Origin of the sequence: Paenibacillus sp. NPDC058071 (assembly GCF_042885235.1) — a bacterium.
GTDB lineage: Bacteria > Bacillota > Bacilli > Paenibacillales > Paenibacillaceae > Pristimantibacillus.
On sequence record NZ_JBHVSK010000002.1, the window covers coordinates 307,519 to 328,862 of the forward strand.

Here is a 21,344-nt window from a genome sequence, read left to right on the forward strand (position 1 = left end):
TATTCTATTGAGCCGTACGCTTCGGAACAGACAACTCCACGACTGTACCCGCCCCGGGCTCAGAACGAATCGACAGCGCCGCTCCGACGCTGCGCGCCCGCTCCTCCATGCTGAACAACCCAACGCCTTTGCCGCTGCGATCACGGATGAAGCCAGTTCCGCTGTCGGAAATGCGAGCCTGCACTGTCTCCGCGGTCTCCGTTACGGACACCGTTACTTCCGAAACGCCGGCATATTTGGCGACGTTGGTCAACGCCTCTTGAATGACCCGATACAGCACCGTTTCGCGTTGGACGTCGAGACGGGTACGCAGACTGCAGGCCAGATCTACCTGCATGCCGTAATGCTGCGAATAGTTGTCGATATACGTCCGGATGGCGGGCACAACGCCCAGATCGTCGAGCACGGAAGGACGCAGCTCCCATGCCAAATTCCGCACATCGTCCATCATCCCGGAAACATCCTTGCGCAGCGCCTGCAGCTCCGTCAGCTGATGCTCGGAAATCATCCGGTCGAGCTGAATTTGCAAGGAAAACAGACTCTGCCCGATGCCGTCGTGCAGCTCTCGGGATATCCGCCTGCGCTCCTCCTCCTGAATATGCATCACCTTGCTCATCATTTGTTGGAGCTCTTCTTCCGTTTCCTTCAGCTTCGTAACCTCGCTGCGCACCGCCATGTATTGATAAGGCTTGCCGTTGCTGCCGATGAAAGGCATAATGGTCGTGTTCACCCAATAGTAGCTGCCGTCCTTCGCCCGATTGCGGATTTCGCCGCGCCATATTTTCCCTGAACCAATCGTTCGCCACATCTCGCGAATAAACGTCTTGCTGTGAAACCCGGAATTAATGACCCGGTGATCCTTGCCGATCAGCTCGTCCCGTCCGTACTGCGATATTTCGCAAAAGCGGTCGTTCACGTATAAAATGACGCCGCGCGAGTCGGTAACCGCCACAATGGACGACTCGTCCAGCGCTGTTTTCAAATCGGCCAGCTGCTTGAGCGATTCCTTCAACCGGGCGCGGAACTCGCCTTCCAGCACCTGACTGTCAATCTCCTCAAGCAAGAAGGCCACATTTTGCCCGATCACCTCCGGGTAACCGTCGTCGCGGCTCACCTTGTCCGTTTCTCTATTCAAAATAGAGCAGCCCCCGTTTCACCGCAAATCTCACCAGCTCCGGCCGGGTTTTCAGACCCAGCTTCTCCATGAGATTGCTTTTATGGGTCTCAACTGTTTTTACGCTTATGATTAAATTTTCAGCGATCTCCTTGTTGGAGTAGCCCTTCGCGATCCAAGTAAAAATCTCTTTCTCGCGATCAGATAACGAGTCGTAAATATCAAGACTCTCCCCCGCCTTGATTCGGGACATGTATTCGCTCATCAGCCGCTTCGTTGCCGTTGGATACAAATAAGCGTCTCCCGTCGACACGCTCGCAATCGCCGTCAGCAGCTCCTCGTGGGGCGCGTTTTTCAGAATATACCCTGATGCTCCCGCCTGTATCGCCCTGAATAAATACTCATCGTCGTCGTGCATCGTTAGAATGAGGACAGCCGTATCCGGCAGCATCCGCTTCAGCTCCGTCGTCGCGCTGAGTCCGTCCTTTCCGTGCGGCATGCTGAGGTCCATCAGCACCACGTCCGGCTTATGCTGCGACGCGAACCGGATCGCCTCGTTTCCTTCGGAGGCCTCTCCGATCACCTCCATCCCCTGCTTGCCATGAAGCAGCATCGACAGCCCCGAACGGACGACCGCATGATCGTCAACGATTAGAAGCTTGATCATCGCCTTGCTCCCTCCTCTTCTCTTCCGTCCGCCACTGCTCCTCGATGTACGAGGCTAGCTGCTGGACATTTCTTAATTCTTCCTCGGTAAAAGAGCGCTCCTCCCGGCTGCCTGCCATGAACACACCCGTCGCTTTGCCGTTCTTCTTAATCGTAACCGCCGCTGCGGCTCGAAGCTGTTCGGCCAGCATAACCGGGTCCTCGTTGCGCAGCCGCTCCCGTTCCGTCTCCGCCAAGGAACGGTCGCAATAAATCAAACTGCCCGAGCGGAGTGCTACGTTCGCCAGCCCTTTTCCTTTCAACTGCGCCATATGCAGCGTTCTGCCGCTGACACTGCCTCTCGTCCATATCCATGCGAGCCGGCGTCCGTCCTTCTCCAGCTCGCACACGCCATAGAAGTCGAATGCATCACCGGGATTTAGCCGGTCGTTTTCGTAATTGTCTGCCGCCTTCATCCGCTCTCCCGTCCTCCTTGCCTCTCGCCCGATTTCTTTTATCTTTATTGTAAAAGATCGGGCAGGGCTTTGTATGTAAGGGAGCACCCTGAATTCGCGGCCCCGGTTCAGGGTTCGGATCGCTCGTCTTTCAGCGTATTCCCCGATACCCCCCTTTCCCCGGAAACGTTATGATGGAAATATATCACTATTATAACAGGAGGATGACGCCATGACGCTACAAGTAAGGCAGTCTGCCCGAACCGAATGGAATCTCGGCGCCAGCCACAGCGCAAAGCTCATCAACCGCTTGCTCGAACTGTCACCGGGCTCGTTCACGTATAAACCGGTAAAAGCCGGTCAGCTTTTGTATCGAGAAGGCGCGCCCTGCTGTGCGGTCTACTGCATTTGCAGCGGGTCGGTAAAGCTTCGCAAAACGTCGTCGGACGGCAAGTCGCTGCTGCTGACCATTGCCGGACCGGGAGAAATTGTCGGAGAAATGCAAGGCGATCCCGACGAAGAACCGCTTTTCCATTTTTCAAGCGCTCAAGCCGCCCAGGATACGATTGTCGCGATCCTCTACCATACCGATTTTGACATGCTTGTGGCCCATGATGCGGAAGCAGCCTATTTGTTCGGCAAAGCAATGGCAGGCAAACGCCGCATCGCCGAATCGAAGCTTCGCGATCTCGTAAACGCGCCCAAGCTTACTGCCCTATCCTCGTGCCTGCTGCGCCTTGGCAACAGCTTCGGCGTAACGTCGTCAACCGGCGTTCGCATCGATGTAAAGCTAACCCATAGCGAGCTTGGCGAAATGATCGGAGCGACAAGAGAAAGCGTCAACAGACTGCTCGCTGCGCTTAAAGAGCAAGGAACGATCGGCGCCTCGCGCGGCCGGATCGTGATCCAGCGCGAGCAGGATTTGCGGCAAATCGCCGGCTGTCCGGATTGTCCGGGCTGCCCCGCAGAGGTTTGCCGAATCTAGCTAGCTGATCGTTTGTATCTCTATGGAACCAAAAAGCCCTCTATCCATGAAAGCCGGACACCAGGTCCATTCTTTCGGGATAGAGGGCTTTTTCATGCCGGACTCGCTTATTTCAGCGTGCCGATCATGTTCTCAGGACGAACGAATTCGTCGAATTGCTCAGATGTCAGCAGGCCGCTGGCAATAGCGGACTCTTTCAGCGTAAGTCCTTTTTTGTGCGCATTCTTCGCAATTGCCGCCGCATTCTCATAGCCGATATGCGGGTTCAGCGCCGTTACGAGCATCAGCGATTGCTCGAGATTGCGTTGGATCGCAGCCTCGTTCGGCTCGATGCCAACTGCGCAGTTGTCGTTAAACGAAATCATGCCGTCGCCAAGCAGCGCGACCGATTGAAGGAAGTTGTAGATGATAACCGGTTTGAACACGTTCAGCTCGAAGTTGCCTTGGCTCGCCGCAAATCCGATTGTCGCGTCGTTGCCGAACACTTGGCAAACCGCCATCGTAATGGCTTCGCTTTGCGTCGGATTGACTTTGCCCGGCATAATGGAGCTGCCCGGCTCGTTCTCAGGGATTACAATTTCGCCAATGCCGCAGCGCGGACCGCTTGCCAGCCAGCGAACGTCATTGGCGATTTTCATCAAATCAGCCGCCAGCGCTTTAATTGCGCCGTGAGCGTACGTAATTTGGTCGTGGCTCGTCAGCGAGTGGAATTTGTTTGGCGACGTCACGAACTTTTTGCCAGTGAGCGCCGTTACTTCTTCCGCTACCTGCACCGCAAAATCCGGATGAGCGTTCAGGCCAGTGCCTACCGCCGTGCCGCCCAGCGCCAGTTCGCGCATCGTGTCGACGCTTTGCTCGATCATCGCGCGGCTCTTCGTCAGCATCGCATGCCAGCCGCTAATTTCCTGGCCGAGCGTAATCGGAGTTGCGTCCTGCAAGTGCGTCCGGCCGATTTTAACGAGATTGGCGTATTTGTCCTGCTTGTCCTTAAACGTTCCGCTCAGCACGTCGATCGCCGGAAGCAGACGCTCCTCGACCTCAATAACGCCTGCGATGTGCAGAGCAGCCGGGAACGTATCGTTAGAGCTTTGGGAGCGGTTGACGTCGTCGTTCGGATGAATCCGCACGGAGCTGCCGCGTTCCTCAAGCAATTGGTTAGCGCGGTGCGCCACAACCTCGTTCACGTTCATGTTCGTTTGCGTGCCGCTGCCTGTCTGCCATACAACGAGCGGGAACTGGTCATCCCATTTGCCGGCCAAAATTTCGTCGACCGCTTCGCCGATGACGCCGGCTTTTACCTCGTCCAGAACGCCCAGCTTGTGGTTAGCATTAGCCGCTGCTTTCTTGACAATTGCCATCGCGTAAACGACTTGAATCGGCATTTTTTCGCCGCTGATTTTGAAGTTCTGCAGGCTGCGCTGCGTTTGCGCGCCCCACAGCTTGTCCGCAGGAACTTGAATTTCACCCATCGTATCCTTCTCAATCCGATATTCCATCATCCATGCCTCCTTATTCGTCTCCATGCACATAATACTACTTTATACAAAACGGCGCGACCTTTTCAACTCCGCAGGCCGTTTTTTATTCCCTCTTCTGAAGAACAGCAACCGAATTACAAGAAGGACCGCTTAACCGTCAATTCACATACAAGAGGCAAGCCTCCGCTCCGCCTCGCACCGTGTCTATAAGAACCGGTGCGAGGGGGCGGCAAGCTTGCCTGATCTGTTTGCTATTGACCGCTCCGGCGTCCCGTCTCGGGAACGGAAAGGCTGCTTATTGGCCTTTTGCGTTGCGGTACGCTTCCATATAAGCGGAAGCTTTTTGCTCGATGAGCGAGAAGTCGCCCGTTTTTACAGCGTCCTTAGTCAAATCCGAACCGATGCCGACAGCTACCGCGCCCGCTTTGACCCAATCCTTCAGGTTGTCCAACGATACGCCGCCTGTTGGCATAATGTTCGCTTGCGGAAGCGGACCTTTGATCGCCGAGATGATGCCTGGCGAGAACAGATTGCCCGGGAACAGCTTCACGATATCGACGCCAAGCTCCAGCGCGCTTTGAATTTCATGGACCGTCATCGTGCCCGGCATTACCGGGATCGAGTAACGGTTGCAAAGCTTGATCGTTTCCGCGCTGAAAGCAGGAGCGACGACAAATTCGGCCCCGCTCAGAATCGCGGCGCGAGCTGTCTCCGCATCCAATACAGTGCCGACGCCGATAATGGCGAAGTTATCCGCATCGGGAGAAACGGTGCTCGAATATTCTTTGGACAGCTGCTCGATCGCGCGCAGCGCGAACGGCACTGTCATCGTAATTTCAATCGCTTTAATGCCGCCTTTAATGGCGCGGCGGGCCATTTCGGCCACTTCCTCCGGGGAATCGGCGCGCAATACGGCGACGACGCCGCTTTCCGCGAGCTGTTGCAACACTTGCAGTTTCTTCATGTCTGTTACCTCCTGAATAGTAGGTGAAACGTTACTGCCGGGGTCCGCAGCCCGCCCGTCTCCGGTTCGGCCTTCGTTCGCCCGTAAGCGCATTCGCAAACTTGATGTTACCGGACCGCATGTTCATAAACATGCGCTTTCGTTTGCATTTGTGCGAAAAGGTCTGATCATTACCGTTTTATTATATTCGTTTCCTTCCCGATCGGCAATGCCAAATAAAGTGACGCGCCTGCTCAAAAATGTACGTAAAAATAAGGAAATGTCCTAGTCCGCTCCACTCCTGTAACGGATAAATTAATAGAAACGAATCCGCACAAGAGGAGGCCCCACATGATCGTAGCTGCAAAAAGGAAAAAGCGTCGAAGCCATGGAGCCATTTGGTTGCGCAATCGTCGCGCTGCGGTAAAGCTCGTGAAGCTGGCTCAAAAAAGAAAGCGCCGCGCAGTCAGACATAGAAGAAGGAAGAACGTCCGCCACAGTTCCCATGGCAACGGTGTTGCGCAAAGCCGGAGACTCTGTCCGCCGCGCCGCCGCCATCGCCGTCGCCGTCATCACCGCCGACGTTATTTGAGGAAATGCATCATCATAACCCGGATCGTTAAAGGTCCGCGCGGGCCGGCCGGTTCTAGAGGCGCCGAGGGACCACCCGGATCGACCGGTATGCGGGGAGATCCGGGTACTTCGGGCGGCAGCGGACTGCCGGGCTTGGCCGGGCCTGTCGGCGTACAGGGCGATGCCGGACCTACCGGACCGCAAGGCCTTTCGGGGCCTCCAGGCGTGCAAGGCTTACCTGGAGAAGCCGGGCCGGCAGGGACATCAGGGGCGCAAGGACTGCCAGGCGTACCGGGTCCGCAAGGCATTGCCGGGCCGCAAGGAGAGCAAGGACCTGCGGGGACTCCGGGAGTTCCCGGAGCGGTTGGGGCCGCTGGGGCACAGGGCCCAGCGGGGCTGCAAGGACCACCTGGGCCTCCGGGGCCTTCAGGCGACAATACGGAACTGATCGATCTGCTGACCTCTTATATGAATGCAGAAACGCTCATCAACGTTATGACCGCTGGCCAGCCGACGGGCTTTGCCGGCACCGTCACCAGCGTCCAGCAAACGCTGGCCACCTTCTTGACGAGCGCGCAAACGGTCATGACGATTCCGCTCTCTCAAATTACGAATGTAGAAGATATAAGCTAGCAGAGGAGGCCAGGTTTGAATGGCAACTACGATCTCAGGCGATCTGATCCCGTTAATCGGCTCCGAGGTTACGGTCGTCACAAACGGATTCGGGCAGCTTGCCGTCATCGGCCAATTAGTCCGCGTCGGAAACGATTATATTCTGGTTTCCTTCGAGGATAGCGGCTTCTTGTACGAAATCCGTATTTTTTACGCCAATATCATTTATGTGCATGCCAACCCGTAGAAAGGAGGAAGACCCGTGGCCACACAATCCTCAGCAATCCTTGTCGCGCCCGGCAGCGCTCTGTACGCCCTGCTCAAAAACCGTATTGGCGATAACATCGTTGTCACCACCGCCGCCGGAGAGGTGAGCGGGCAGCTAACCGATTTCAGCCAGTCCTATCTCATCGTGTCCGGGACCGGCGGAACTAGATACGTGTTGATCGGGAGCGTCTCCTTCTTTTCTTTTGTCGAGCCGGTGTAAAAGACGTATCGCTCAGCTTTCGAGGGGATAAAAAAAACTTCAATGCCCGATTAAGGAGCATTGAAGGTTTTTTAACGAAGCGGATCATGTGCGGCAGCAATTACTTACGCTTTGCTTTTCGCATAACGATACTGCTGCCAGCGATACCGGATAAAGCAGCCGACGCAGAAGCCAGCTAACATGACAGCCATTGCAAGTGCAGGCATAATCGTGAAAATGTAGTAGCCAACCGTCCAACCGGCAGCGGCGCTAATCAGCGCCGCCCCCAGCATAATGGCGGCCAATGACGAATTAAAGCGAAGCTGCGCCTTCTCTTCCGACACATAGGACGAAGGCGGCTTATTAAAGAAACGTTTGGCCAGCGCAATTAGCGGATTCCATCCGATCAGCGCTCCCAGGCCGATATAAATAAACGGAATAGCTGCAACCCATTGCCATCCGCTGATCCAGCCAACGGCCAGCAAGGCGAGCGAAACCCAGCTATTGAAACGAACGAGCGGCATTGGTACCGAAGGAACGGCTCCGTTCGGGGAATTTTGGCTCATGCTCCCATCTCCTTCATTATAATGATCGATTCGTTATCGATTCCTCGATTGATTGGTTAACACCAGTATACATCATTTCCTATAAGAATAGTTTGTTTTTGTAAAATAATTCGGCCTCGATATTCATCATTCACTCCGCACAATCGAGCCATCATTCATTAGCGGCCGGGCCGATTTCCCCATCGCGCCTATTATCTGCTAGAATAAGACAACGAGCAAAACCATTTCGGGGGTTATTATGGATTACATTATATTAGATATCGAATTTAATGGACGGAAGTTCGCCAGCGAGCTGCCAATGGAAGTGATCGAGATCGGAGCGGTCAGACTGAACGAGAAGCTGGAGTTTACCGACGAATTTTCCAAGCTGATCAAGCCAGTCTATTTCTCCAAACTCAACAGCTTTATCAAGAAGAAAACAGGCATCCCGCAAGAGGATATCGACGCGGCCGATGGCTTCAAGAAGGTCATTGCTGAATTTATGCGCTGGCTGGACCGCAGCGAGCAGTTTTTGCTCTTCACTTGGGGCGGCGAAGATTTGAAACGTATCGTTTTCGATACGAGAATGCATAAGCTGGACGATGAATATTGGACATCGGCTTATTATTTCGATCTGTTGAAGGGCTTTCTCCGCTACCGCAATTTGACCAACGACGTAAGCGTGGAAGCGGCGCTTGCCGATTTGGCGATTACCGCGGAAGGCAATGCTCACCGTGCGCTGGACGATGCCCGCATGACAGCCGAGGTGTTCCGCGCTGTTTTCGACTCGCTTGATTTCGAGCGCAAGCAGCAGTATAAGGATACCTATACGAATGCCAAGGAACGCCGTATGGTCAAAAATGCGATCCGTTCGCTCCTATCGCAAAAGAAGCCGGTCACTTGGGAGCTCTTCACCGATAAATATTTGAAAGACAAGCCCGCTTTAACCGACTTGAAGAAAATGATTGAGCTGCAGCAATATTTTGAGACCGAGCTCGAGGCGCAGCTTAAAAAGCAGCAAGAGGCTGCGGCCGCAAAGCCTGTCGTTCTCGTAGCAGAGGAACCTGCCGAGGATCGCCAAGAAGATGGCGGTACGGACGCTGAAGGAACTGCGGAAGGGGTCCGGGACTAGGCTAGACTGGACTAGGAAGGTCTGGACTAGGCTAGACTGGACTAGGAAGGTCTGGACTAGGCTAGACTGGACTAGGAAGGTCTGGACTAGGCTAGACTGGACTAGGAAGGTCTGGACTAGGCTAGACTGGACTAGGCTAGACTGGACTAGGAAGGTCTGGACTAGGCTAGACTGGACTAGGAAGGTCTCGCGCTCGGGTTCACCCGCATCGCAATAAAAAAAGGCTCGATTCTAACGAATCGAGGCCGATAGTTGAGAAGAACTCGCCGATTTCAATAAGGACGGGTTCTTTTTATTTACGTTCTTTCAATATGTATGATTTTTCGTATATATTTTGCTGAATTTATGCAAAAGCTTCGATTATATATGATTTTTCGACTATAATCGTCCGAAATTCCGATTTTCTAGAAATTATATATGATTTTTCATACTTATCCCTTCAAAACGGCTCAACGGCTGCTGCAGTTGGATCGCTTTTTCGCAATTGACGGTCTCTGCAAGTCTTTATTGTGCAGCTTGGCCCGATTCTAACGAATCGAGGCCGGGTATGCAACAACCTGCTCATAAGAGAGGGAACCGCCAAAAATATCGAGCGCGCTGCCGATCGTAATATCGAGCCTACCGCGTGAAAGACGGTCGAACAGTGCCATGTCGTCGAGCGAACGGGCTCCTCCGGCATAGGTGGTCGGAATCGTCGTCCAATCCGCCAGCTGCTCCACCAGACTCTCTAATATGCCTGTCCTCTTGCCTTCCACATCGACGGCATGAATCAGAAACTCGTTGCAATGCGCTTCCAGATCGCGAATGTTCGACTCGCTTACTTCAAAGTTGCTGAACGTCCGCCATTGGTTTGTGACGACATGCCATTTGCCGTCGCGCTGCTTGCAGCTTAAGTCGATGACCAGCTTTTCCTTGCCGACCTCGGATACGATGCGCCGCAGGTTGTCCTCTTGCAGTTCTCCGTCTTTGAATATATAGGAAGTCACGATGACGTGCGAAGCGCCCTTCTCCAAGTATAACGCCGCATTTTCAGCGGTTATGCCGCCGCCAATTTGCAGTCCGCCGGGATACGCTTGCAGCGCGGAAATCGCCGCTTCCTCATTCCCCCCGCCCAGCATAATGACATGGCCGCCAGTCAGCCCGTCTCTCGCGAACATTTGCGCGTAGTACGCGGAGTCGTGCTCGGATACGAAGTTTTCCACTACATGCTGCGGATTCGCGTCAAGCGTCTCGCCTACGATTTGTTTTACTTTGCCGCTATGCAGATCGATACAAGGCCTGAATTTCATGCTATCTCCTCATTTCAGCTACGTTTGTCTGTCCCCATTGTAGCAGATAAGCGCCGCGCCAGGTAATCTCCCCCTTCCTATTGCCGCCTGCGTCTCTGTGTAGTAGTATTACAGGCGACATCATTAACCTTTTAACTCGAACTGGAGAAGTTGCAGCTATGAATCGCTTTGCAGGTAAATTTTCAACCTATGAATTGTTATTTGTCGTCGGCATTATCGGCATATCGTTTTCTTCTATATTTGTGCGCTGGTCAGACGCCGACGTGGCGATTATCGCCATGTACCGGCTCTACTTGACGAATTTGCTGCTGCTGCCGCTCGTATGGCGTCACCGGCGCGAGCTGTTCCGGTTATCGGGGCGTCAATGGGGCTGGCTAGCATTTTCCGGCGTCATGCTAGGCTTGCACTTCCTGCTATGGATGGCCAGCCTTCGCTATACGACGGTAGCGAGCTCCACCGTTATTTTGACGCTTGAACCGGTCTTTGTGATGTTCGGCTCTTATTTGCTGTTCGGCACGAAGGCGAATCGCGTCATGCTGATCGGCATGGGACTCGCCTTCGTCGGCTCGTTCGTTATCGCCTCCGGCGATTTCTCGCTGTCAGGAGACGCTTTGATCGGCGACGTCTTGTCTTTCCTCGGCGCGGCGGCTGTTGCCGTACACATGCTGATCGGCAAGGAGCTGCGCAAGGACGTCAGCGCTTTTACCTATAACTTCTGGGTGTTCGCGTTCGCCGCAACCGCCCTCGCCGCCTATAACCTAGTGCGGGGCAATGCTTTCGGCGGCTATAGCGGCCACGACTGGGGCATCTTCCTGCTGCTCGCCATCGTGCCGACGCTGTTTGGACACTACCTATTCAATTGGCTGCTGAAGTACATGAACGCCGCCTCCGTATCAATGTCGGTGCTCGGCGAGCCGGTCATCGCGTCGCTGCTAGCCTGGATTTTGCTCAAAGAATCGCTAAACGGCTACCAAATGGCGGCAGGCGTGCTCGTTCTGTTCGGCGTATGGCTGTTCATTCGATTCGGCAACGAGACACGGAAAGCATAGGTTCGTTGAGTTCGTTGGGTTCGTTGAGTTCGTTGGGTGCGTAGGAATATCTACTGGTATGACGCATTGGGTTAATGCAGTGAGGGTGCTCCGTGGGATAGCGCAATAAGTTGGTAAGATAAGTTGGTGTGGTGTGTGATGAGAGGTAGCTTGGTGAGTAGTTGCTATGAGTTTGTGCGGTGAGTTACCGGATAAATAGTTACATTGACTGGATGCGTTGAATAGATACGTTTGTTAGATACTTTAGGTGGACGCGTGAGGCGAACCTCTCGGCTGTTCCGTTAGCTAAGTGTGCTGGGGCGAACCGTCGACAGGTCCGTCGGCTAAGTGTGCTGGGGCGAACCGCTCGGCTGTTCCGTTAGCTAAGTGTGCTGGGGCGAACCGTCGACAGGTCCGTTGGCTAAGTGTGCTGGGGCGAACCGTCGACAGGTCCGTTGGCTAAGTGTGCTGGGGCGAACCGTCGACAGGCCCTTTGGCTAAGTGTACTGAGGCGAACCGCTCGGCTGAACCGCTCGGCAGTTCCGTTAGATAAGTGTGTTGGGGTGAACCGTCGACAGGCCCTTTGGCTAAGTGTACTGAGGTGAACCTCTCGGTAGTTCCGTTAGCTAGGTGCGCTGACTAGCCTCTTCGGCTAGATTCAAAGTAAATAACTGCATTTTCGCAGTTATTCTCTCGCTTTTTAAGCTAAAAAGAGAAATAACTGCCAAATGGCAGTTATTCAAGGCTCGGCATAGCCGTTTGAACGTATCCTCCAGTAAATAACTGCCATTTGGCAGTTATTTATCGATTTTGCTATTATCCAAGTAAAATAACTGCATATTTGCAGTTATTTACCGACCGAAAGGGATAAACCATAGGGAGTTACATCCGCCCTCTTGACAGTCTAGTAACGAGTACTCGCTTCTCTTAGCGCGACGAAGAGCGTCAACTATCATTAATGGCGAATGGCGAATACAACATTCCCATCAATCCACACAAAAAAGTGCCGAAAAGCCGTTCTTCCGGCTTCTCGGCACTTCAAGGTTCTGCGTTTGACCAACGCGGAACCTTTTTTTTCATATCATTATTAATACTCCAGCTCGCGGGCGTAGCCCAGCGCCGTTTCCATTTTAGCGATATAGTCGGGATTGCCGTCGGTGCACATCAGCTCTACTCGTCCACTGCCGTTGTTGGCGATACCGTAACGCGTTAGCAAAGCCGACAGCCGGCGCACCGTCCCCGCGTTGCCATCGATGACCTCAATATGCGGAGGAAGCATGTCTCGCAGTATGGATCGGTAAAACGGATAGTGGGTGCAGCCCAACACGATCGTGCCGTAATCGTCGAGATTGTACGGCTCTAGCTTTTCGCGGAAATACGCTGTCATAATGTCTGGATCGAACTGCAGACTTTCGCAATAGCGCACCAACTCCGGCAGCGGCAGCGGTTCAACTAGCCCTTCGCCTTCGACGCGCGATACGAGCGCATAAAACTTCGGCTGCTGCAGCGTCAGCGGCGTGGCGAAGACAAGCACTCGCTTACCCGTCGTCCGAATCATCTCCACAGCTGGCTTGACGGCCGGTTCCATGCCGACGATCGGCATCGCATATTTCTCTCTCAGCTCAGTCACCGCAATGCTCGTCGCCGTATTGCAGGCAACGACCAACGCGTCGATCCCCTTCTCCATCATCATTGCGACCGCTTGAAGTACATAATCGTTTACTTGCGCTTTTTCTTTCGTACCATAGGGAACATGAAGCGTGTCCGCCATATAAACGTAATCCTGTGCCGGCAGCTTCCGCAGCGCCTCCGCCATAACGGTCAGACCGCCTAGCCCCGAGTCAAAAAAACCGATTGTCATGATTCCCTCGATCCCTAATCATAAGTAGTCGTAAAAGCTATATTCAGCATATTACGAACGGGCCGATAGAGCAATACCTGTCTATTCGGCAAACCTTCCATTTATAAGCACTAGCGGCCGTCTCGGACCATGCGTCCGATCTAGCCGCCAGCATCCTCTCTAAGCGCCTCGACTTCGGCAAGCGTCGGCATTCCATCCTGAGCCCCGAACCTTGTCACAGCAAGCGCCGATGCACGGGAAGCAAAGCGAACTGCCTCAAGCAAATCCGCTCCAAGCGCCAAGCTATAAGCGAGCGCTGCATTGTAGGCGTCCCCGGCCCCAACTGTATCGACGACGGGCACGCGATATGCCGACTGCACCGAGAGGCTGCCGCCTTGCCGCTTGAAAACGGAGCCGTCGCCGCCAAGCGTCGTCACGACAGCGCCCGGACCGCGTGCAAGCAGCTTGTCGATCGCCGCCTCAAGGGCGGAATCCTGCCCAGATCCATGCGGCTCACCGGCTGCTGCTACGCTTTCACCCTTGTTGCCGACCGCTGTGCCGGTCAATAGCAACAACTCGGAGCGGTTCGGAGTAATCACATCGACAAGTGAAAGCAGCTCATCCGGCAGTTCCCGGGCTGGAGCCGGGTTCAGAATGACCGTTTTGCCAAAGCGCTTCGCAAGCTGTGCCGCAGCCATTACCGTACCAAGCGGAATTTCCAGTTGAAGCAGCACCGCATCGGCTGCGCCAAGCGTCTCCTCCAATGCCTCAACGTCGGCGGGACTTACCGCACCGTTCGCTCCCGGTACCACAACAATTGTATTGTCCTCCGGTGCAAGCGTGATGGAAGCAATGCCGGTCGCCGTTCCACTAACCGTGCGAACATGCTTCGCATCGACCCCGTTACGCTCTAACGAAGCCAGCAGCTCGCTTCCAAAGGCGTCGCCACCGACGGCTCCGGCCATTGCGGTATGCGCCCCCAGCCTGGCGGAGGCAACCGCTTGATTCGCTCCCTTGCCTCCAGGAACAAACCGCGCTTCTGCCCCCGTTATCGTCTCTCCTTCTTGTGGAAAACGCGGCACTTTGACCACAATATCCATATTCAAACTGCCGACGACGGCAATCTTCGGGCGGTTCATAGGCTCGATTCTTCCTTTCCGTTCATTTCGATACTTTCTATGATAGGCGAAAACCCGAAACAATGCCATCCGCTCCACGAACTATGCTAAACTAATAAAAGCTCATGAAGCAGAGAAGGAGAGTACCGCCTGATGAAACTGGTTTCTTGGAACGTTAACGGGCTCCGCGCCTGCGTCAATAAAGGATTTATCGATTTTTTCCGCGAAGTCGATGCAGACATTTTTTGCGTGCAGGAAACGAAGCTGCAGGAAGGCCAATTGTGCCTTGAAATAGGCGAGGAGTATGAACAGTTCTGGAACTATGCCGAGAAAAAAGGCTACTCCGGCACCGCCGTATTTACACGCCTTAAACCGCTGTCGGTCCGCTACGGTCTAGAGGAGGACTACGAGCCGGAAGGACGCGTCATTACGCTGGAGTTCGAAAGCTTCTATCTCGTCAACGTGTATACGCCGAATGCGAGAAGAGATTTGTCGCGGCTTCCGCTGCGCCTCGAATGGGAGGATCGTTTTCGCACTTATTTAAACGGATTGGATGCTTTAAAGCCGGTCGTACTCTGCGGCGACCTGAACGTCGCCCATCAGGAAATCGATTTGAAGAACGCCAAGTCGAACATGGGCAATTCCGGCTTTACGACGGAAGAGCGCGGCAAGATGACAGAGCTGCTCGAAACCGGCTTCACCGATACGTTCCGCTTCCTCAATCCGGAGTTGGAAGGCTCCTACTCCTGGTGGTCTTATATGCCGAAGGTGCGCGAACGGAACATCGGCTGGCGGATCGACTACTTTTTAATCTCCTCGCGGCTGCAGCCGGCGATTGAGGCCGCTAGCATCGAGCCGCATATTACCGGTAGCGATCATTGTCCGGTCACCTTGACGCTCGCATTAGACGCGTAGAAGCAGGACGAAAAAAAGCTGAGAATCGGCGGATACAACCGCTAGACTCTCAGCTTTTTTCTCTTTATCGAAAAGGATTGTAGAACCGCGAGCCGTTGCTGATCGTAACTAGTACAACAACCGTCATCAGAATGACGATGAACGCCAGCGTCAAGTAGTCACGCGCGGCAAACGGTTTGGCGTTGTACCACGTTCTGCGCTTATTCCGCCCAAAGCCGCGCAGCTCCATCGCCGCGCTAATCGTTTCGATCCGTTCGATGCTTGCGAGTATAAGCGGCAGCAGAATCGAAACAACATTTTTCAGCCGCTTGAGCAGCTTTTCTTTGCGTGACGTATCGATGCCCCTTGCCTGAGCGGAAAAACTAATATTTTGGTAATCGCGCTGCACGTCCGGAATATAACGCATCGCCAGCGAGACAGCGAAGCCGATTTTATAATGAACACCGATTTTGTTCAATGAAGCCGCGAATTCACTCGGGTCCGTCGTCAGTACAAACAGTAGCGCAACCGGAACGACCGTCGCGTACTTAAGCATGATGTTGAATTGGTAAAACAGCTGCTCCTGCGTTACGGTATATCGTCCAATCAGATGAAACAGCTCATGGCTTGTGCCGTATATCTTCACGCCCTCCTGCGGCGAGAAGATGAAAATCGCGATATGGTTCAATAAGAAAAAGAATAAAATCAAATAGAGGACAAAAGAATAACTCGCAAATTTGATCTTGGAAACAGCGAAAGCGCCAACCCCGAACAGAAACATAAACAGCAGGCATCTCGTATCGTAGGTGATCATTGCCGTCACCGACCATAGCGCGAAAAACAGCAGCTTAGTGGAACCGGCCAGCCGATGAATGGGAGAATCGAGAGCAGTATAGGTCAACATTTTTACGTTCATATGCCGCGAGCCTCCCGGTCAAACGCAATAAATTTTCGTACAAGCGCCTTCGGGTCGCTCAATCCGGCTCGCTTGCCCAGCTCATAAAGGGACGTTTCCTTCAAATTGGCGGCTCGAATGACGGCTTCGTCTGTTAGCACGCCGGACGGCTCATCGTCCGCCAGCAAACGCCCGTCAGCAAGCACGATCGTCCTATCCGCATACTCCAGCATCAGATGCATATCGTGCGTTATCATGACGACCGTTACGCCGCCGCGATTCAGCTCCAGCAAAAATTCCATCATTTCGTTGTAATGCTTGAAATCCTGCCCTGCCGTCGGCTCGTCCAAAATAATAACTTCCGGCTGAAGAACCAGGATCGAAGCGATCGTCACCCGCTTCTTCTGTCCGAAGCTGAGCGCCGATACCGGCCAGCTGCGATAGTCGTGCAGACCGCAGACGCGCAGCGTGTCCATGACGCGCCGCTCCGTCTCTTCCGGGTCAATTCCTCGAACCTTGAGACCGAGCGCCACTTCGTCGAACAGCAGCGTTTTGGAAATCATATGATTCGGGTTTTGCATGACAAAGCCGATTCGTTCAGCCCGTTCCTTGATCGTGTCCGACGCCATATCGGCCCCTTTATAATGAATCGAGCCTCCACTCGGCCGATAAAAGCCGCAAATCAGCTTCGACAGCGTCGACTTGCCCGCTCCGTTTTTGCCGACGATGCTGACCATTTCACCTTGCTGGATTTGAAAGGAAATATTTTGCACAATCGGTTTTTCCGCCTCATAGGCGAACGAAATGTTTCTCAGCTCTAAGATCGGTGCAGCCATCTCGGACGGCTTTGTCTCCGGGAGACTGTCGCTCCAAGCCTGAAGCGGCGCTTTGCAGTCGTCCAGCTTCAACTCCGTCAGATCAGACAGGCGCATTTCAGGGGTCAACCCGCAGCCTGTATATTTTAGCGCCGTTACGTAAAGCGGCTCGCGAATGCCCGTTAGCTTCAACAGCTCGGAACAAAGCAGTTCGTCGGGCGTGTAGTCTCCAGCAATTCCCCCATCCCGCATCACAATGATGCGATCCACATCGCGATGGAGCACATCCTCCAGCCGGTGCTCGATGATGATAACCGTTTTACCCGAATCTTTGTGAATCCGGTCGATCAACTCAATCGCTCGTTTACCCGTGTACGGATCAAGGTTCGCCAGAGGTTCATCGAACAGCAGTACGGAGGCGTCGCTAACAAGCACGCCGCCTAGCGACGTGCGCTGCTTCTGTCCGCCCGACAGCTCTTGGGGCGAGGAAGCAAGATGCCGCTCCATATCGACGAGCCTAGCCGCCTCTTCGACTTTACGGATCATCTCTGCTTGCTCTACACCGTCGTTTTCCAGCTTGAACGCTATATCCTCGGCCACCGTCAAACCAACGAATTGTCCATCCGGGTCCTGTAGAACCGTACCGACGATTTCTGACAGGCTGAATATATCCAGCCCGCTCAGCGGCTTACCGTTAATCCAAGCGTCGCCGCTTGCTTCGCCGGGATAAAAATGCGGGGCGAGGCCGTTCAGGCAATGCCCCAGCGTGCTTTTGCCGGAGCCGGAGGGGCCGACGATGAGCACCTTTTCTCCCTTGTAGATCGTCAGGTCGATATTTTTTAACGTAGGCTCGGATTGAACCCGGTAATGAAAGCTGTAATCGGCAAATTGGATGATAGGCGTTTTTTCACTTGCAGTCGCGTTTTTTGCCGCTTCCGTTGTCATGGTCGCATACCTCATTTTTTTCATCATCAGTTGATCGATTAGCCATTGCGTCACACAATGTGTCTGCCGAGAAAATAGGAAAGCCGGTGCAGGCACCGGCTCTCTCTGAATTATAGCAAGAATTGGCTAACTTTGGTATAAATCAATAAACCTTATGCGCCTTTAGTCAGACTGCCTTTTCTAGTTCGCGTTTTCGCATAGGCGACAAGCAGCAGCGTGCCGATAATGCCGACCGTCACAATATTCGATGCGCCTGCGACAAGCCCTTGCACGAATACCTTATCCTGCGGCTCTGCGTAAATCCAAATATCGAGTGCAGGAGCGACGAGGAACCATGCCACGGCATTTGCGACAATTTGAAAAATGTTGAACTTAACCGCTTCCGCCGTGCCGAATTCGCCATCCTCTACTTTGAGCTTGCGATAGGCAAGGCCAATAATCAATCCGACAATAGCAGAAGCAATAACCCAGCTAAACCAAGGCGAGCCGTAAAAAATCGCATCCTTCAGCGTATGTCCGATCAGGCCAACGAGCAAGCCGGTGACCGGTCCATAAAGAACGGCGATCAGCGCAAGCAGCGCATAGGTCGTCTCAATATTCGTATCAGGGATGCCTGAAGGAATGGAGCCAAACCGCCCTAAAATGACGAATACCGCGGCGCCGATTCCGATTGCTGCAATCTGTCTTACAGATAAGTATTTCGCAAAAAATTTCGAGAGAAACTTATTCATAGTTCTATACCCTCCCACAGTTATGTCGCGGCTAGGACTCCGCGCTCATTTCACTAGGTATCTTGATTTTTATTCTATATCGGAATAGTCGGAATTGCAAAAGATTTTTTAAGGAAAATGCCTATTATTTTGCATTCTCACAGTAACTGTACTCTGCAAAACCTTCTATCCATAGCAGCTCTATTATGGCTTTCAATTGGCAAATTGTCTATATCTGAATAAAAGTGTAACCTTTTCCCTGAACACGTGTCTCTATTGTAGAAAGAAGGTGAGAGACAAAATGGAGCGGCAAGAACTGCTGAGTCAATGGATTCGGCAATATTACGACCGGTTAGTCTATGTGGCCTACACTTACGTCCGAGACCGCAGCAGAGCCGAGGATCTTGTGCAGGAGTCTTTTGTTAACGCGTACCTTTCTATGCAGCAGTTGAAGGATACCGAACGTCCGCTGCCTTGGCTCATTCGGATCGTCATCAATCAATGTCTCAACGCTTTGCGGAAATACCGCCGCGAGCAGCTGACTGCCGTTCTTCCAGAGGAAAGCGGCGTGAGCACGGAAGATATCTATCTCCAGCAGAGCCGAAATACGGAAGTGTACGAAGCGATTATGAATTTGAAAGAGAAGTTCCGCACTCCGGTCCTGCTATTTTATTTTGAAGATTTATCGATCCGGGAGATTGCGTTCGCTTTGCATATAAGTGAAGGCGCAGTGAAGACGAGGCTTTCCAGAGGGAGAGCGCAGTTGAAAAAAAAATTAAGCAGAGGTGATCGCGATGACTTTGGAGACGCTTATTCGTCAGGCGAAACCGAATTATATCCGCGGTGATGCGGAACAGGCGGAACAAATAATTTTGGAAAACGTACGGCGTTTGACCGCTGGACAGGCGGATGTTGAGCGCGGCTCGGAAGTCTTTTCATCTAAGCAGGGGATCAAACGGTTGACTCGCGGCAAAAGTTGGCGCTCCGCACTTATCATCGCCGCGTGCGTGTCTGTAATTGGATTAGGCGCCGTCGCTTCCGGATTCGTTGTTCCTACCATGGCGAGCGCGTTAAGCCATCTGCCGATTGTCGGAGGACTATTCTCCCAGAAAGGCGACGCCGGACTGAAAGCGGCAAGCAGCCAAGGCCTCGTTTCCGAAGCTGCGGCAAGCGACACCCATAAAGGCGTGACCTTCAGTATCTCGGATGTCGTCTATGACGGCGCTCGTATCTCAATGGTGCTGACCAGAACGTCGGAAGATGGCAAAAACGAGCCTTTAGATAAATGGACGAAGGCGTACTTTCACGAACGGAGTGCCTCGCGCAGTGAGTCGGAGACGAACGCTGGCCTCCTGCAGTTTTGGGCGGACCAACAGAAGCTGAACGTTGGATGGAGTTTGGCTTCCGATATCGGGTACCATCACTCGGCGATATTGACGATTGAACCCGACCCAGTAAACTTGGAGTCGTTTCATTTGCCGGATGAGTTCCAGTTGGCTATTCAGATCCGCGACTCTAAGCTGAAGCAGGATTTCAAGTTAGATTTGCCGGTTAAGAAAATCGCTGCGGAGAAGGTTATCGTGCTAAGCGAGTCGGACATCAAATCGACTACGCAATTCGATATGACCGTCAAAAGGATTGAACTGACGCCGATTACGCTGCGTGCCGACATCGCTCTAACCGCAAAAGAAGGCAGCGAAGGGGAAACGATCAAAGAAATCGGCGATTCGTTGCAATACGAGATATGGAATGAACGTGGAGAGATGGCTCAAGCGATGGGCTACAGAGGAAGCGAGATTGGCGATTCCGACTACGTGCGGTCGTTAATGTTCGAGCCATTCACTGAGATTCCGCAGTCGATTATCATTAAGCCCTATACGTGGGATGGCAAAAATAAAGTGTACCTTCCGGAATTAGAGACTGTTTTATTCGTGAAATAAACGTTGAGCCATTAAATAATCAATCACCATAAAGTGGTTGTTGATTGTTTAATGGCTCTATTTTTATTAAACAAAATCGTTATGGCTTTCTGCTATGTTTTATTCTCTATTCTGAATTTTCATAGCACGTTTCAAAACATCTTCATCTTTTAACATTCTCAATTCATCGTATCTAATATTTATTACATATCCATCATTAAAAGTTATAAACACATTTGAATCGTAATCAGTAGTCGTTATCCATTTTAAAAATTTAGAGCATTCTTTAATGAAGGCATCTTCATCCATGAACATAAAATCATTTTCCAAATTAACGTAAAGGGTAGCATCAATTTTTATATCCCTACTTAAAATTGCATAAGAACTGCTCTCTGAGAGTTTTTCATTAATATCCTTGCCACCTTCAATATGCAACATAGCTCGAGATTTACCACCAAATATGCCTCTCATGACTGCTGATGTCTCATTAGATACAGAATGTTCTACTTTCGCAATATAGTAGTTATCAAATAGCTCATCACTGTAGTCCTCTAACACTTGAAACTGTACACCATTAGGGAGTGTGATAATCGATTTATATTCACCTGTTTTAAAACTGTGAACTGTCGATAATTTATACTCATCGGGAAGATTATAATTAGCTAATGAAAGATACTTCTCTGTCCTCTTTGTAAAATTGGCTTTTCCCCAAGGCGTACCCTTGAAACTAATATTCACGCTAACAATAATAAATATCAAAAGAAAAATGAGTACACCAGTTATAATTAGTTTATTTCTCCTAGAGATCATCCGGGCTCTCTCCCTAACAGAATGTTAATTCTATACATATGAAATTTTGCCTGATTCCCTCTCTTTCTCAAGCATATTACTATAGTATTCGTACTTACCTAATAAACTATCTTAACCCTTCAACCACAACTAT

The 21,344-nt window shown here is 52.3% G+C and carries 22 protein-coding genes; 9 read left to right on the top strand and 13 right to left on the bottom strand.

The features are described 5' to 3' along the window. Nucleotides 1-4 precede the first annotated feature (4 nt). The 3 genes from ACFVTB_RS04170 to ACFVTB_RS04180 are packed head-to-tail and all read right to left on the bottom strand — an operon-like array spanning nucleotide 5 to nucleotide 2,235. Nucleotides 5-1,135, bottom strand: coding sequence for a PAS domain-containing sensor histidine kinase (locus tag ACFVTB_RS04170; RefSeq protein ID WP_387745614.1), 1,131 nt, complete (start codon nucleotides 1,133-1,135; stop codon nucleotides 5-7). Continuing rightward, nucleotides 1,128-1,781: a response regulator transcription factor gene (locus tag ACFVTB_RS04175; protein WP_387745617.1), complete on the bottom strand. Its 654-nt coding sequence runs from the start codon at nucleotides 1,779-1,781 to the stop codon at nucleotides 1,128-1,130. Before ACFVTB_RS04175 ends, ACFVTB_RS04170 begins: the two co-directional genes overlap by 8 nt. After that, nucleotides 1,759-2,235 (bottom strand): GAF domain-containing protein, encoded by a 477-nt coding sequence (locus tag ACFVTB_RS04180; RefSeq protein ID WP_387745620.1) that lies wholly within the window; start codon nucleotides 2,233-2,235, stop codon nucleotides 1,759-1,761. The genes ACFVTB_RS04175 and ACFVTB_RS04180 overlap by 23 nt, the downstream gene beginning before the upstream one ends. 211 nt (nucleotides 2,236-2,446) lie before the next feature. Between ACFVTB_RS04180 and ACFVTB_RS04185 the strand changes: the two genes are divergently transcribed. Next, nucleotides 2,447-3,199 (top strand): Crp/Fnr family transcriptional regulator, encoded by a 753-nt coding sequence (locus tag ACFVTB_RS04185; protein ID WP_387745623.1) that lies wholly within the window; start codon nucleotides 2,447-2,449, stop codon nucleotides 3,197-3,199. Between the two features lie 107 nt (nucleotides 3,200-3,306). Here the strand turns inward: ACFVTB_RS04185 and fumC are convergent, their stop codons facing one another. Both fumC and ACFVTB_RS04195 read right to left on the bottom strand, forming a co-directional pair. Continuing rightward, nucleotides 3,307-4,695, bottom strand: coding sequence for a class II fumarate hydratase (gene fumC, locus ACFVTB_RS04190; protein ID WP_387746191.1), 1,389 nt, complete (start codon nucleotides 4,693-4,695; stop codon nucleotides 3,307-3,309). 277 nt (nucleotides 4,696-4,972) lie between these two features. Further along, entirely contained in the window at nucleotides 4,973-5,641 is a 669-nt protein-coding gene (locus tag ACFVTB_RS04195; RefSeq protein ID WP_387745626.1) for a bifunctional 2-keto-4-hydroxyglutarate aldolase/2-keto-3-deoxy-6-phosphogluconate aldolase, read from the bottom strand. A gap of 330 nt (nucleotides 5,642-5,971) precedes the next feature. On the opposite strand from ACFVTB_RS04195, the gene ACFVTB_RS04200 reads away from it, so the two are divergent. Genes ACFVTB_RS04200 through ACFVTB_RS04210 form a run of 3 tightly spaced genes read left to right on the top strand, consistent with a single transcriptional unit; the run spans nucleotide 5,972 to nucleotide 7,292 of the window. Next, nucleotides 5,972-6,826: a collagen-like domain-containing protein gene (locus ACFVTB_RS04200; protein ID WP_387745629.1), complete on the top strand. Its 855-nt coding sequence runs from the start codon at nucleotides 5,972-5,974 to the stop codon at nucleotides 6,824-6,826. A 19-nt stretch (nucleotides 6,827-6,845) separates the two neighbouring features. Further along, nucleotides 6,846-7,052 carry a hypothetical protein gene (locus ACFVTB_RS04205; protein WP_387745632.1) on the top strand — a complete coding sequence of 69 codons (207 nt, stop codon included), beginning with the start codon at nucleotides 6,846-6,848 and terminating at the stop codon, nucleotides 7,050-7,052. Nucleotides 7,053-7,067: 15 nt separating this feature from the next. After that, complete coding sequence (locus ACFVTB_RS04210; protein WP_387745634.1) at nucleotides 7,068-7,292, top strand: DUF2642 domain-containing protein; 225 nt, start codon at nucleotides 7,068-7,070, stop codon at nucleotides 7,290-7,292. Nucleotides 7,293-7,396: 104 nt separating this feature from the next. On the opposite strand, the gene ACFVTB_RS04215 is transcribed toward ACFVTB_RS04210, so the two are convergent. Further along, nucleotides 7,397-7,837 carry a DUF4395 domain-containing protein gene (locus ACFVTB_RS04215; protein WP_387745636.1) on the bottom strand — a complete coding sequence of 147 codons (441 nt, stop codon included), beginning with the start codon at nucleotides 7,835-7,837 and terminating at the stop codon, nucleotides 7,397-7,399. Between the two features lie 238 nt (nucleotides 7,838-8,075). Between ACFVTB_RS04215 and ACFVTB_RS04220 the strand changes: the two genes are divergently transcribed. Further along, on the top strand, nucleotides 8,076-8,948 hold the full coding sequence (locus ACFVTB_RS04220) for a 3'-5' exonuclease (RefSeq protein ID WP_387745638.1): 873 nt from the start codon (nucleotides 8,076-8,078) through the stop codon (nucleotides 8,946-8,948). Nucleotides 8,949-9,475: 527 nt separating this feature from the next. Here ACFVTB_RS04220 and hisA read toward each other — a convergent pair. Then, on the bottom strand, nucleotides 9,476-10,237 hold the full coding sequence (gene hisA / locus ACFVTB_RS04225) for a phosphoribosylformimino-5-aminoimidazole carboxamide ribotide isomerase (RefSeq protein WP_387745641.1): 762 nt from the start codon (nucleotides 10,235-10,237) through the stop codon (nucleotides 9,476-9,478). A gap of 158 nt (nucleotides 10,238-10,395) precedes the next feature. On the opposite strand from hisA, the gene ACFVTB_RS04230 reads away from it, so the two are divergent. After that, entirely contained in the window at nucleotides 10,396-11,286 is an 891-nt protein-coding gene (locus ACFVTB_RS04230) for a DMT family transporter (RefSeq protein ID WP_387745644.1), read from the top strand. A gap of 1,066 nt (nucleotides 11,287-12,352) precedes the next feature. Here the strand turns inward: ACFVTB_RS04230 and murI are convergent. Further along, nucleotides 12,353-13,126: a glutamate racemase gene (murI, locus tag ACFVTB_RS04235; RefSeq protein WP_387745647.1), complete on the bottom strand. Its 774-nt coding sequence runs from the start codon at nucleotides 13,124-13,126 to the stop codon at nucleotides 12,353-12,355. A gap of 140 nt (nucleotides 13,127-13,266) precedes the next feature. Further along, entirely contained in the window at nucleotides 13,267-14,244 is a 978-nt protein-coding gene (gene rbsK / locus ACFVTB_RS04240; RefSeq protein ID WP_387745650.1) for a ribokinase, read from the bottom strand. A gap of 132 nt (nucleotides 14,245-14,376) precedes the next feature. Here rbsK and ACFVTB_RS04245 point away from each other — a divergent pair, with 132 nt between their 5' ends. Then, the gene (locus tag ACFVTB_RS04245; protein WP_387745653.1) at nucleotides 14,377-15,138 is read left to right on the top strand and encodes an exodeoxyribonuclease III; all 762 of its coding nucleotides are present in this window, start codon (nucleotides 14,377-14,379) and stop codon (nucleotides 15,136-15,138) included. A gap of 64 nt (nucleotides 15,139-15,202) precedes the next feature. Here the strand turns inward: ACFVTB_RS04245 and ACFVTB_RS04250 are convergent, their stop codons facing one another. The 3 genes from ACFVTB_RS04250 to ACFVTB_RS04260 all read right to left on the bottom strand — a co-directional run bounded on the left by ACFVTB_RS04250 (nucleotide 15,203) and on the right by ACFVTB_RS04260 (nucleotide 18,503). Beyond that, nucleotides 15,203-16,033, bottom strand: a complete 831-nt coding sequence (locus ACFVTB_RS04250; protein ID WP_387745656.1) for an energy-coupling factor transporter transmembrane component T family protein — start codon at nucleotides 16,031-16,033, stop codon at nucleotides 15,203-15,205. Continuing rightward, nucleotides 16,030-17,772 (bottom strand): ABC transporter ATP-binding protein, encoded by a 1,743-nt coding sequence (locus ACFVTB_RS04255; protein WP_387746193.1) that lies wholly within the window; start codon nucleotides 17,770-17,772, stop codon nucleotides 16,030-16,032. The genes ACFVTB_RS04250 and ACFVTB_RS04255 overlap by 4 nt, the downstream gene beginning before the upstream one ends. A 152-nt stretch (nucleotides 17,773-17,924) precedes the next feature. Next, the gene (locus ACFVTB_RS04260) at nucleotides 17,925-18,503 is read right to left on the bottom strand and encodes an ECF-type riboflavin transporter substrate-binding protein (protein ID WP_387745659.1); all 579 of its coding nucleotides are present in this window, start codon (nucleotides 18,501-18,503) and stop codon (nucleotides 17,925-17,927) included. Nucleotides 18,504-18,783: 280 nt separating this feature from the next. On the opposite strand from ACFVTB_RS04260, the gene ACFVTB_RS04265 reads away from it, so the two are divergent. Continuing rightward, entirely contained in the window at nucleotides 18,784-19,329 is a 546-nt protein-coding gene (locus tag ACFVTB_RS04265; protein ID WP_387745662.1) for an RNA polymerase sigma factor, read from the top strand. Beyond that, nucleotides 19,277-20,422, top strand: a complete 1,146-nt coding sequence (locus ACFVTB_RS04270) for a DUF4179 domain-containing protein (protein WP_387745664.1) — start codon at nucleotides 19,277-19,279, stop codon at nucleotides 20,420-20,422. Before ACFVTB_RS04265 ends, ACFVTB_RS04270 begins: the two co-directional genes overlap by 53 nt. Before the next feature lie 99 nt (nucleotides 20,423-20,521). On the opposite strand, the gene ACFVTB_RS04275 is transcribed toward ACFVTB_RS04270, so the two are convergent. Next, on the bottom strand, nucleotides 20,522-21,211 hold the full coding sequence (locus ACFVTB_RS04275) for a hypothetical protein (protein WP_387745666.1): 690 nt from the start codon (nucleotides 21,209-21,211) through the stop codon (nucleotides 20,522-20,524). Nucleotides 21,212-21,344: the final 133 nt, after the last annotated feature.